Here is an 11506-nt window from a genome sequence, read left to right on the forward strand (position 1 = left end):
GGCACACCGCCCGCGTCCCGGGGGGAGGCCGGTGCTCGCTAGAGTTGGGCGCATGATTGATCCCAAGTGGCTTCGCGTCGATCCCGATCGCGTCCGACGCTCCCAGGCCCTGCGCGGCGCCTCGGTCGAGCTCGTCGACGACCTCATCGCGGCAGACGAGTCCCGGCGCTCCTCGATCGCGTCGTTCGAGACGCTGCGGGCTGAGCAGAAGTCCATCGGCAAGGACGTCGCCAAGGCCAAGGGCGAGGAGAAGGCGGCGCTGATCGCGCGCACCCAGCAGCTGGCGGCAGACGTCAAGCGCGCCCAGGCCGACGCCGACGAGGCGGGCAACCGCTTCGACGAGCTGATGAAGCAGGTGGGCAACCTCGTGATCGACGGCGTGCCCGAGGGCGGCGAGGACGAGGGCGTGATCATCGAGACCGTCGGCACCCCGCGCGACTTCGCGGCTGAAGGCTTCGAGGCCCGCGACCACCTGGAGCTCGGCGAAATGCACGGCGCCATCGACATGGAGCGCGGCACCAAGATCTCAGGGTCGCGTTTCTACGTGCTGACGGGCTTCGGCGCCCAGCTCGAGATCGCGCTGCTGAACCTGGCGATGAGCAAGGCCGCAGAGTGGGGCTTCACGCCGATGATCCCGCCCGCGCTGGTGCGCCCGTCGGCGATGGAGGGCACCGGCTTCCTGGGCCAGGCCGCCCAGGACGTCTACCACCTGCCCGCAGACGACCTGTACCTCGTGGGCACCTCCGAGGTGGCGCTCGCCGCCTACCACTCCGACGAGATCCTCGACGCGGGCACGCTGCCGCGCCGCTACGTCGCCTACTCCCCGTGCTTCCGTCGCGAGGCCGGCTCGCACGGCAAGGACACCCGCGGCATCTTCCGCGTGCACTGGTTCGACAAGGTCGAGATGTTCGTCCACTGCGACCCGGCTGATGCGGAGGAATGGCACCAGAAGCTTCTCGGCTACGAGAAGGATTTCCTCAACGCCCTCGAGGTGCCGTTCCAGGTGCTCGATGTCGCCTCGGGAGACCTCGGCCTGAGCGCGGCCAGGAAGTTCGACTGCTACGCCTGGCTGCCCACCCAGAAGCGGTACCGCGAGGTCACCTCCACCTCCAACTGCACGGAGTTCCAGGCCCGCCGGCTCGGCATCCGTGGCCGGTTCGAGGACGGCGTGCGCCCCGTCGCCACCCTCAACGGCACCCTCTGCGCCATGACCCGCATCATCATCATGCTGCTCGAGAATCACCAGCAGGCCGACGGCTCCATCCATGTGCCGGAGGCGCTGCGCCCGTACCTCGGTGGCCGCGACCTGATCACCCCGCCTGCTTCCTGAGGATCATGGGCTGGATGCGCGGTTCACAAGCGGATGAAGCGCGTCGTTTGCCTGCTCTCTACCGTTGGTTGACACAACGGTGGCATGCTTGGGCTGGTAACAGATCAAGCAACCAGGCGTCCCTGATGGCAGGGAAGAGAGGCAACGCCATGGAATTCACACCACAACTTGTTGCGCTGGACATCGACGGCACGCTCGTCGATGCGTTCGGCGTCATGCCGCCCGAGGTGCGCGCTGCGGTGCGCAGGGCCCTCGACGCGGGGGTCACCGTCGTTCTTTCCACGGGTCGGTCGTGGCTGGCCACGCAACCCATCGCCGATGAGATCGGGCTGCCGGAGGGCTGGCACGTGTCGGCCAACGGCGCGATGGTGGTCACCTATCCCGAGCTCGAGATCCGGCACGAGACGCGCTTCGACCCCACCGACGTCATCCGTCAGGTCAGCGAGATCGCACCCCATGCCCGCATCGCCGTCCAGGACGGGCTCCACTGGCGGGTGAGCCAGGAGTTCCCACCCGGGGAGTTGCTCGGCGACGTCGAGGTCGTCCCCGTGGAGGACCTGGCCAAGGAGGAGGTGTCCCGCGTCATCGTGCGGGACCCGGACACCACCGAAGAGGCGTTCAGCGAATTGGTGGGGCGGCTCGGGCTCCAGGAGGTGGCCTACTTCGTGGGCTGGTCCGCCTGGCTGGACATCGCCCCGAAGGGCATCGACAAGGCGTTCGGCCTGGCGATGGTGTGCCGGGAACTCGGGATCGACCAGAAGGACGTGCTGGCCATCGGCGACGGCCGAAACGACATCGAGATGCTCGAGTGGGCGGGCCGTGGCGTGGCCATGGGCGACGCCCCCGACGAGGTGCTGGCCGCCGCAGACGCGGTCACTGGCAGCTTCGCCGACCTCGGCGTCGTCGAGGAACTGAACCTGTGGTTCCCCGCATTGGAGGCCGAAGGCGCTGCCTGACACCGCGTGAGCAGAGAGAAAGGGCCACCCTTGGGGGAGAGGGTGGCCCTTTCAGCTTGCGGGGGTGCTCAGGCAGCGGCGACCCGGCGGGTACCGCGCTTGACGTCGTTGGCGACGGCCACGACCTGGGCCGGCGTCGGAGTCTTCTTCTGGACGGGGCGGGCGACGCCGCCTTCCGCCTCGATGCGGCGGAGGTGCCGCTTCACGGTGGAGACGGAGCAGCCGACCTTGGCCGCGATGACGCTCAGCGGTTGATCCGGGTTGGCGGCACGCATGCGGTGGATCTCGTACCGGTCGAACTGCCGGCCGGAGTTGACGCCCGCGAAGGTGTCGAAGTCTTCAGGAGTGACCATGATGCCCAGCCGGGCGCGGATCTCCTGGCGCTGGCGACGCGTGGTGCCGGCGACGAAGCCGGAGACGTCGAACTTCACGACGGCGTCCGTCAGGCACTGGGCCATGAGCGGGCAGCCGGCACACATCTTTTCGGCCTGCGAACGGAGCATCTGCTGCTCACGGCGCTCGCCGCGCGACGTCGGGGCAGTGCCGTCGTCGAGGAGCGGGTGCAGGAACACATTCGAGTAGGCGACGCAGGCGGTCGTCGGTTCAGTCATGTCAGCCCTTCCGTAGATCCCCTTGTGGAGTGCTGGTTCAAGACTGTCGTGAAAACGCGGGCCGTGGGTGCTCACGGCATGGGGAGATCTACCCGACTTCTCTGGGTACCGGACCTAGGCTGCTCTGAGTATCTGGGCTCAGGGATGGGTATCGGCCGCATCCTCGAGGCTGGACGACGCGGGGGAGAGGCGCCGGGTGGGGCGGTGAAGGCCGAGTGAGTACTCAGTGGGATGTGCCCGTGTCCACAGAGTCTGCCATCCGCCCCGGTCCACTTTGGCGCCGGGTGGCGGTAATGGGCCTGATCCTGGCGGATCTCGCCATCCTCTCCAGGGTCTGGTGGATGACAGGACGTGGCCTCGACCTCACCGACGAGGGCATGCACCTCAATTGGATGACCTCCCCGTGGGACTGGCCCTGGGCCAGCACGCAGTTCGCGTTCTTCTTCCATCCGCTGTGGAGTCTAGCGGGCCAGGACCTGGTGCTCGTTCGCCGGTGGACGGTGCTGCTGCTCCTGCTGGTGGGCGTGGGGTTCTTCGCCGCCGTGGTCCGGCGGGCCTTCGCGCTTTCCCGGGGGAGCAGTCTGGCGTGGGGAGCGCTGCTGACGCCGACGGTCCTGCTGGCTGTGGGATCGCAGTCGGTGTTCTTCACCCCCAGCTACAACCCGCTGGGCCTCATCGGTCTGCTCGTGTCCGGGGCGGCGCTCGCCGGCATCCTGCTGACCGCCGGTGGGCGAGGCTGCGCTCAGCGAGCGCTGCTCTTCTCACCGTTGAGAGCCGTCGATCCTGGTCAGAGATCCGCAGCCTCCGGCTGGCGTCTGCGCCAGCGCTGCAGGTGACATGTTCTTGTATAGTCCAGATTCGGGCGAAGGGGAATCGTGGATCGCAATCAGGTTCGAGTGGTAATGACGGTCGACAACGGGGTCGTTGGGGACTCTCGCGTGATCAAGAGCGCACGCAGTGCCCGGGAAGCCGGCTTTGACGTAGTCGTCCTCGGATATGGCTCGGTGGACCCCCTCGTCGAGGGCGTCGATGTGCGCCTCTTCCCTGCGATGCCTGCTGGTAGACGACAGAGTTCTGGACTGCGCTGGGCCCTGCGCACTGTAGCAATGGATCCCGGCGATGTCCGGGCATACCGACTCAGGCCACGCAAGACAGGTGTCGCGGGTGTCGTCGAGCGCTTCGCTGTGGCGCTGCGGTGGAGGATCAACAAGTTCGCGGGATACGGACCGCGCGAGTGGCAGCGCCTTTATGAGCTGGCAGAGCGCAGCGACGCCTGGGCTCGGAGGCTTCAGATCTGGGAGCATCTCGACCCATCAGTGGCGGGTCTCAACCGCGGTATCGTCGGTCCGTTGATTGAGTTCGAGCCGGACATCATCCATGTTCATGACTACCGGACGCTGCCCGCGGCAGCAGCCGCCAGGCGTGAACTCAACCGGCGTGGGCGTGCCGTGCGCGTTGTCTATGATGCGCATGAATACGTCCCTGGTCTGCTTGAGATCGGTGAAGCCAGGTTGGCTGCTGCTCAGCGCATTGAGCGCAAGCACATTGCAATCGCCGACGCAGTCGTCAGCGTCTCCGACGACTTGGCAACCCGAATGCAATCAGATCACAAGCTGCCGGAGCGACCGCTCGTGGTCGTGAACGCCCCCGGGGTCCCGGGACGACCATTGCGGGGCAAAGGCTTGCGTGACCGGCTTGGCCTGGATCAGACCACTCCCCTGCTCGTCTACTCGGGGTCCGTTGGGCACTCGCGCTGGCTGACGCACACAGTGGATATCCTGCCATCCTTACCCGCGGCGCATATGGTTCTCATCGTCTCGCACCCCACAAGCAACGTGATTGAGGCGCTTGAAGAGCGCGCCACCTCGCTGGGGGTACTCGACCGCTTCCATGTGACGCGCTACGTCCGCCCGGAATGCCTAGTTGAATTCCTCTCGGAAGCAACAGTCGGGCTCGTCCCTCTCAGGCACACCGAAAACGTTCAGGACTCGCTCCCGAGCAAGACCTACGAGTACCTGGCTGCAGGGGTTCCGCAGGCGGTTTCCGACCAGCGCGTGCTGGGCGAATTCGTTCGGCAAACTGGAGTCGGTGAGGTATTTGAAGCCGACAGCGCTGATGATATGGCGGCGGCAGTCGGCCGTATTCTGGCCGACCCTCAGCGGTATCGAAGCGCCATCACCCCTGGACTACAGGCACGATTCACCTGGTCCAGCCAGGTGGACCCGCTGCTCGCCGTCTACGACCGACTGGCGGCCACGTTGAAGAATCCTCCGCGAAGCGATGCGGGTCGGGACGCCGCTGTGGAGGTGGAAACAACGCCTGATGCGCAGATCCAGCCGCTCGGGGAAAGTCCAGATGGGTCCGTCAGGCTCGCCATCATGCCCGTCAACACGGACGGGCAGGGAGTGCTCTGGGCGCAGGCGACCGCCCGATTGGACGGTGTCAAGGCGGCCAGCTTCTCGACATCAGATCCCAATGCTGATCACACCGGCACAGGCGCGGTCCTTCCACATGGGCGCCGGACGGATGCTGGCCACATGCGGGACGTGATCCATCAGTTGTCCAGCGATTACACCCACGTCCTTCTGGAGGCTGGGTGGACCCCTGTGGAGTACACGTACCTACCGCTGCCGGTGTGTCAGGCTGTCGAAACCCTCGAAGAGGCCGGGGTCCTTATCGGTCAGGTGTTCCACGGCGCAGAACTACGCCTTCCATCCAGGCACGCGTCGCTGTACCCGTCATCGCGCCTCGCGAAGTTGGAAGCCGGTGCCTCCCTGGAGAAGCGGGCTTTTGAGACGATCGCCGTAGCCGAGTGGTTGGGACTGGATCAGTTCACGGCATCGCTGGACCTGTTGGATTTCCTGCCCAACGCGCGGTGGCTTCCGCGTGTTGTGTCGGCTGACTCTTTCGCTGTCCCGGGAGCGGGCACGGGTGCGCCGACGGTGGTTCACCTGCCTTCCGAGACATCCGGGTACAGCAGTGAGATCGATCAGGTTCTCCAGGAGTTGGCTGCTGACCGGGGTCTACGTGTCCTTGATCGTGGTTCGGCACCGGTGCGCCAACTCGTTCAGGAAGCTGATGTCGTGGTCGACAACATCGGCGTGGGCGGATACGGCGCGAATGCCGTCTTAGCGATGGCCAGCAGCTGCGCCGTGATTGGTCAGGTCGGCTCATCCGCCCGGTCGAGGATCGACGATGAAATCCCGATTGTTGAAGTGGCAGACATCGCCTCACTCCGAGAAGCCCTGGCACGAGTGGTTGGCGATGCCACGTACCTGTCCGATCTCCGCAGCCGGAGCCACACCTATGCGCGTCGCTGGCACGATGGCCAGGCTGCGGCTGACGTTCTTGCACAGTTCTTGGGAGTCCGAAAATGACCAGTGTCACCTTGATTATCCCCACGCGGCATAGAGCGCGCTTTCTCGGCGCGACCGTGCGCGCACTACAGGCTTCGGCGGCCGAGGCGATGCGAGGCACCAAGCGCCAAGTGAGAATCCTGGTGGTGGATGACGCCTCCGAGGATGACGAGACGCGTCACGTCGCGAACTACCTAGGAGCCGACTACGTGCGCGTTCCTGAGCACGATGGCAGGAACGACCCCGGTGCCGCAATCAAGCTGGGTACCGCACGTGTGGATACCGAGTTCCAGTCCTTGTTCGGTGATGACGACATTGCTCTGATCCGGCACCTTCCGACCGCCTTCCAGCGTCTTGAGGATCAGGCTATCGATGTGGTGTCGAACTCGTTCCATATTGTCGATGCGAATCTGCAGGTCACCAACTCCGTGGTTCTCAAGCCGACCGGATTGGCTGATATCACCCAGGGGCGGACGGCCCTCAACGATGGTTCCTTCGTCAGGCACGATCTCATTCGCGATTTTGAGTTTGACCTCTCACTGGAGGCGCACATGTTGCCGCCAATGTGGACCAAACTGATGTTGGACGAAGCGCGTTTCTCCATCATCGAGGAACCCACCTGGCTCTACCGTCGGCACGACGGGAACCTCTCCAACTCCGCCATGAGCGAGCGGGACCGGGAACTGAGGCGCCGGTCAAATGAGGTCGTGCGCGCGATGGTTGCGGCTCGCCTGGGGTCGATCCAGGGGGAGGCGCCTGTCGCCGAGTCCGCCTCTAGGCGCGAGGATAACGTCACCATCGAGAAGGACCCCTCATCGGTAACGAGCCCCGAGACACCTGCTGCTCCGTCGGAGGTCGCGCCCCAGCTCGATGACCCGTCGACTGTGCCGCCACGCGGGCTCCGCTACCGAGCGTTGAACAAGCTGGCGCGAGTTCTCAAGTCTCTCAGCGACCGGGCAGTGCAGGCGTCCCGACGCATCTAGGTGACCCGCCGGCTCAATACGGCGGACTGAAGCTGTGGTCCCCGAGGCGTCGGATCAATGCGCGGAAATCGGCTGCAGCCGTCGTAGAACCGCCTCCTGGCGTCGGCACAACGACGATGTCCGAGGCGGGGTTGCTCCGAACGACCAGCCCCGCTCCAGCCTGGTCCGGCACCATGATGGCGTCGACATTCAAATTGAAGCCATGTTCCAGGTTGTGGACGTCGGCGCGCACGTCCTCGGGCCACTCAACATGACTGGCGGCAAAGGGAGCGGGATAGTCGAGAACGGTCCGCGCGTACCACCGCCGTCTCGCGAAGGAAGCGAAGTCGAAGTAAGCCGGGTGGCCTGTGATGACCACTACGTCATAGTGATCGTTCGCCCGTGTGTCGAAATAGCGTTCCAACGCCCGGTTCCACGTTCCTCCCACCATGCGGGTCACCGGGTACGGACGGGAGTTTCCTTTGTCGAACAAGTGGTTCGCGGTGCCGCTCGTAGGGCCACGTCCAGGAGCCCAGTTGGCCGCGTCGAGGTCCAGCACACGATGCATTCGCGCAGGCGCGTCCGGCCACGTCATCGCCGATGCGACATCGACACTCACATCTCCTCCTGTGGCCTCCAGATAGTCAAACAACAACCCAGCTCGTTGAGCGGCCAATGTGGAGCCGGCGCCGGCGTCATGCGCCACCAGGAGCACCTTCGTCGCGTCCACCACCCGCTTGCGCGGGGGGAGGGGGCGCCGGGGGGCAACTGACACCATCGGGGCGTGCTCCAGGAGGGAGTAAGGCACTGACCACTCCTGCTCGAATGCTTCAATCCTGACGCCGTCGGGGACGAACAGCCCGTCGGCGGCCGAGAGCAGCGCGACCGCTTGCGGGGTGAGTTCAGGACTCCCAGTCACAAGCGCGCCCACCGGCCAGCCGCGTGACGAAGCTGACCATAATGCGAGGTCGGTCAAGTAGTCGTTCGGTTCAACGACGAGCAAGGGGCGGAGGACATGGCCCGCGATCCAGTTGAGGACGTAGTTCCACACTGGCGTGAACTGATCATCGAGAGCGCAGTCCGCAATCCTCAGCTCTGGGGCCGGAATGCCACAGAGCACAGGGTTGCCGTTGATGGTGATGACTTTGTCGCTGCCTGGGTAGCGTCGCACAACGTGCCATCCGCGTGCCAGAGCGGCCTCGGCTGCGTTTTCATCCTCAGTGATGACGACTGGAGAAAAAAGCGTCATCCGAGCCCCCTGATCAATGCGATCTCTCGTCCGATGGTTGCGTCCTTGCCGCACTGCGCGGCAACCCGCTCCGCGGCGCGCTCCGACAGGACAGGCATGATTAAGGGATTGTCAACGATGTATCTTATTGCCTCGGCAAAGGACACAGGATCTCCAGGGGTAGGTAGCAAGCTGGAGTGCTCATCTGTGAATTCGGGAATAGCAGCGACGGGATGTGTCACTGTCACCATGCCACTCGCCATCGCCTCACCGAGCATGACACCCTGCGTGTCGTAGCGGGTCGGACACAAGAAGACGCCGTGATCGTAGTGTTTGACGGCCATCTCAATCGGGCTGGAGTACTTTTCTTCGATCGTGACGTTCGAAAATGGTCGGAGTGGCTCAACTGTTCGGTGGAACAGTGCCCCGAACCCACGGATGGTGATGTTGAGCGAATTGAACCATTTCTCTGGGGACAGGATCCGTAGCGACTCGATGGCTATGTCATTGCCGTAGTTGGCAGACGCGAAACTTCGCATCAATAGAAGACTTCTCGCCTCATTGGGGCGTCGGACGCGTGGACGGAAGAGGTCAGTGTTGATGTGGTTAGGGATGATGTGGACATTGAGCGCTTGCGCGCCGACATCTAACTCGGAATTGCGGCGTTGGACATCGGATACGAACACCACCGCAATCTGGGGGTCCTCGAAGATCGGTTTCGCCGCGTCGAAGCGGGTGCGGTTCAGCTCATCGAGCGCGTCTCCGCGAAGCGCCAACTCATCCGTCGAGAAATTGTCCCGCAGGCGTCGGTAGTCGCGCACTTCGTAGCCGTGGTACCAGACGCTGAGCATATTCCCGGGGACAAATTCACGCAGGAGCCCAGTGAGCGCTGGGCTCGGTGAGTGCGCCAGGACTGGGATGCCGCGATGGGACAACACTTCCAGAGCGTCAGGCACACCGGCTATATGAGTGACAAAAATGGGCGTAGCGGAGTCTGCGCTCACCGTGACGGACCCGGCCGATCCGGACACGTCAATGACGACTCCGCGGAGCCCTGCGGCGACGTATGCGTGGACTCGGGAACGAACGAATTCGCCGCCGTGCTTCCACGTCCTCGGGTACGCGTGGGTGATAATTGCGAAATCGACTTCGTGGGGGAGTGCGTGCTCCCAGTGGACAGTCTCTGCCATTAGTTGCTGGGGGATGAACCCGTGAAATGCCGCTTCGCGAACGATTTGGCGCGGACCGCCAGACTCCGCGCAGGCCTTGCCGGGGTCGACAACGGGCGCTTGGCAGTCTGCTGGTTCTCAAGCTGACGCTTGAGTTCGTTGATCGTCGTATTAAGCTCCGACTTCTCCGCCGCGTGAGTGTCTACCAGTTGTTGGAGCACTACGTCGCGGTCAGCCAACTTGCCTGCAAGGGTAAGGGCATCGCTTTGCGCGCGATTCAATTCCTGAACGAGGGCTGACAGCTCGCCTCGAGTTGCTTCCAACTCGCGCACGACTTCCCGGCGCAGCCGGTCATTGTCTTCCGCGCGCTGAGCTAGCTCGCTGGTATCAAGCATCACAGCCCGCATTTTAGCAGGAATGATGCGTCTCCTTGCACTTCATCGCGGGCACCCCGAGGGGTGATCAGTCGGTGCCGGAATCCATCGAGGAGCGCTCCACGGCCTCGTCGACATCCGAGGGCCCGGTCGCGCCCAGCTCAGCGATGGCCGCGGCTCCGCCGCGCTCCAACTGCCCGATGAGCGCCGCGTGCCCGGCCAACAGGGTGCCCTGCTGGGCGTACAGCTCGAGCTTCTCGCGGGAATCCGCGATGTCGAGGTTGCGCATGGTGAGCTGGCCGATGCGGTCCGTGGGGCCGAACGCGGCGTCCTCCACGCGCTCCATCGAGAGCTTGTGGGGCTGGTAGCTGAGGTGCGGGCCGCGGGTGTCGAGGATGGTGTAGTCGTCGCCGCGGCGCAGGCGCAGGTCCACCTCGCCTGTCACGGCGGAGGCGACCCAACGCTGGATGGATTCGCGCAGCATCAGCGACTGCGGGTCCAGCCAGCGGCCTTCGTACAGCAGGCGGCCGAGCTTGAGGCCCTGCGCCTGGTAGTTCGCGAGGGTGTCCTCGTTGTGGATGGCCGAGAGGAGACGCTCGTAGGCGATCCAGAGGAGCGCCATGCCCGGCGCCTCGTAGATGCCGCGCGACTTGGCCTCGATGATGCGGTTCTCGATCTGGTCGCTCATGCCGAGTCCGTGGCGGCCGCCGATGGCGTTGGCCTCCATGACCAGCGAGACCGAGTCGTCGAAGCGGACGCCGTTGATGGCGACGGGGCGGCCGAGCTCGAAGCGGACCGTGACGTCCTCGGTGTCGATGTCGACCGACGGGTCCCAGTACTTCACGCCCATGATCGGCTCAACGGTCTCGAGCGAGACGTTGAGGTCCTCCAGGGTCTTGGCCTCATGCGTGGCGCCCCAGATGTTGGCGTCGGTGGAGTAGGCCTTCTCCTTGGAGTCGCGGTACGGGAGGTCACGTTCCGTGAGCCAGGCGCTCATCTCCGCGCGCCCGCCCAGCTGCCGCACGAACTCTTCATCGAGCCACGGCTTGTAGATGCGCAGTTGCGGGTTGGCCATGAGGCCGTAGCGGTAGAACCGCTCGATGTCGTTGCCCTTGTAGGTGGAGCCGTCGCCCCAGATGAAGACGTTGTCCTCGGCCATGGCGCGCACCAGGAGCGTGCCGGTGACGGCGCGCCCGATGGGCGTGGTGTTGAAGTACGCCTTGCCGGCCGAACGGATGTGGAACGCGCCACAGGCCAGGGCGGACAGGCCCTCGTCGACGAGCTGCGGCTTGCAGTCGATCAGCCGCGAGATCTCGGCGCCGTACTCCACCGCGCGCCCGGGAACGGAGTCGATGTCCGGCTCGTCGTACTGGCCGATGTCTGCCGTGTAGGTGCAGGGCACGGCGCCCGCCTCGCGCATCCACGCGACGGCGACAGAGGTGTCGAGGCCACCGGAGAACGCGATACCGACGCGCTCGCCTACGGGCAGGGAGGTGAGTACTTTAGTCACGGCGCCACTG

Annotated in this window: 10 protein-coding genes; 5 read left to right on the forward strand and 5 right to left on the reverse strand. The window is 64.7% G+C overall.

The window, feature by feature from the left end:
* Positions 1 to 52: 52 nt before the first annotated feature.
* Complete coding sequence (serS, locus tag J7D54_RS01070) at positions 53 to 1330, forward strand: serine--tRNA ligase (protein ID WP_182762895.1); 1278 nt, start codon at positions 53 to 55, stop codon at positions 1328 to 1330.
* 125 nt (positions 1331 to 1455) lie between these two features.
* Positions 1456 to 2286 carry an HAD family hydrolase gene (locus J7D54_RS01075; RefSeq protein WP_245244061.1) on the forward strand — a complete coding sequence of 277 codons (831 nt, stop codon included), beginning with the start codon at positions 1456 to 1458 and terminating at the stop codon, positions 2284 to 2286.
* 68 nt (positions 2287 to 2354) lie between these two features.
* Here J7D54_RS01075 and J7D54_RS01080 read toward each other — a convergent pair whose 3' ends face one another.
* On the reverse strand, positions 2355 to 2897 hold the full coding sequence (locus tag J7D54_RS01080) for a WhiB family transcriptional regulator (protein ID WP_182762893.1): 543 nt from the start codon (positions 2895 to 2897) through the stop codon (positions 2355 to 2357).
* 239 nt (positions 2898 to 3136) lie between these two features.
* Here J7D54_RS01080 and J7D54_RS01085 point away from each other — a divergent pair, with 239 nt between their 5' ends.
* From J7D54_RS01085 to J7D54_RS01095, 3 genes are read left to right on the forward strand one after another with little or no spacing between them, the layout of a single operon-like run.
* Positions 3137 to 3733, forward strand: coding sequence for a hypothetical protein (locus J7D54_RS01085; RefSeq protein WP_182762891.1), 597 nt, complete (start codon positions 3137 to 3139; stop codon positions 3731 to 3733).
* A gap of 39 nt (positions 3734 to 3772) precedes the next feature.
* Positions 3773 to 6274: a glycosyltransferase gene (locus tag J7D54_RS01090; protein WP_182762889.1), complete on the forward strand. Its 2502-nt coding sequence runs from the start codon at positions 3773 to 3775 to the stop codon at positions 6272 to 6274.
* On the forward strand, positions 6271 to 7236 hold the full coding sequence (locus J7D54_RS01095; RefSeq protein WP_182762887.1) for a glycosyltransferase: 966 nt from the start codon (positions 6271 to 6273) through the stop codon (positions 7234 to 7236). Before J7D54_RS01090 ends, J7D54_RS01095 begins: the two co-directional genes overlap by 4 nt.
* A gap of 13 nt (positions 7237 to 7249) precedes the next feature.
* On the opposite strand, the gene J7D54_RS01100 is transcribed toward J7D54_RS01095, so the two are convergent.
* The 4 genes from J7D54_RS01100 to argG all read right to left on the reverse strand — a co-directional run bounded on the left by J7D54_RS01100 (position 7250) and on the right by argG (position 11496).
* Entirely contained in the window at positions 7250 to 8464 is a 1215-nt protein-coding gene (locus J7D54_RS01100) for a hypothetical protein (protein ID WP_182762885.1), read from the reverse strand.
* The gene (locus tag J7D54_RS01105; protein ID WP_182762883.1) at positions 8461 to 9294 is read right to left on the reverse strand and encodes a glycosyltransferase; all 834 of its coding nucleotides are present in this window, start codon (positions 9292 to 9294) and stop codon (positions 8461 to 8463) included. The genes J7D54_RS01100 and J7D54_RS01105 overlap by 4 nt, the downstream gene beginning before the upstream one ends.
* A 338-nt stretch (positions 9295 to 9632) precedes the next feature.
* A complete protein-coding gene (locus J7D54_RS01110) occupies positions 9633 to 10010 on the reverse strand; it encodes a hypothetical protein (protein WP_182762881.1) in 378 nt (125 codons plus the stop codon).
* Positions 10011 to 10074: 64 nt separating this feature from the next.
* A complete protein-coding gene (argG, locus tag J7D54_RS01115) occupies positions 10075 to 11496 on the reverse strand; it encodes an argininosuccinate synthase (RefSeq protein WP_182762879.1) in 1422 nt (473 codons plus the stop codon).
* Positions 11497 to 11506: the final 10 nt, after the last annotated feature.

The organism is Tessaracoccus sp. MC1865, from assembly GCF_017815535.1.
Classification (GTDB): domain Bacteria; phylum Actinomycetota; class Actinomycetes; order Propionibacteriales; family Propionibacteriaceae; genus Arachnia.

Excerpts from the sequence above, each read along its gene's own strand:
- J7D54_RS01095 (WP_182762887.1), top strand. The coding sequence starts at position 6,271 with ATGACCAGTGTCACCTTGATTATCCCCACGCGGCATAGAGCGCGCTTT.
- J7D54_RS01075 (WP_245244061.1), top strand. The coding sequence starts at position 1,456 with ATGGCAGGGAAGAGAGGCAACGCCATGGAATTCACACCACAACTTGTT.
- serS (WP_182762895.1), top strand. The coding sequence starts at position 53 with ATGATTGATCCCAAGTGGCTTCGCGTCGATCCCGATCGCGTCCGACGC.
- J7D54_RS01100 (WP_182762885.1), bottom strand. The coding sequence starts at position 8,464 with ATGACGCTTTTTTCTCCAGTCGTCATCACTGAGGATGAAAACGCAGCC.
- J7D54_RS01080 (WP_182762893.1), bottom strand. The coding sequence starts at position 2,897 with ATGACTGAACCGACGACCGCCTGCGTCGCCTACTCGAATGTGTTCCTG.
- J7D54_RS01105 (WP_182762883.1), bottom strand. The coding sequence starts at position 9,294 with ATGCTCAGCGTCTGGTACCACGGCTACGAAGTGCGCGACTACCGACGC.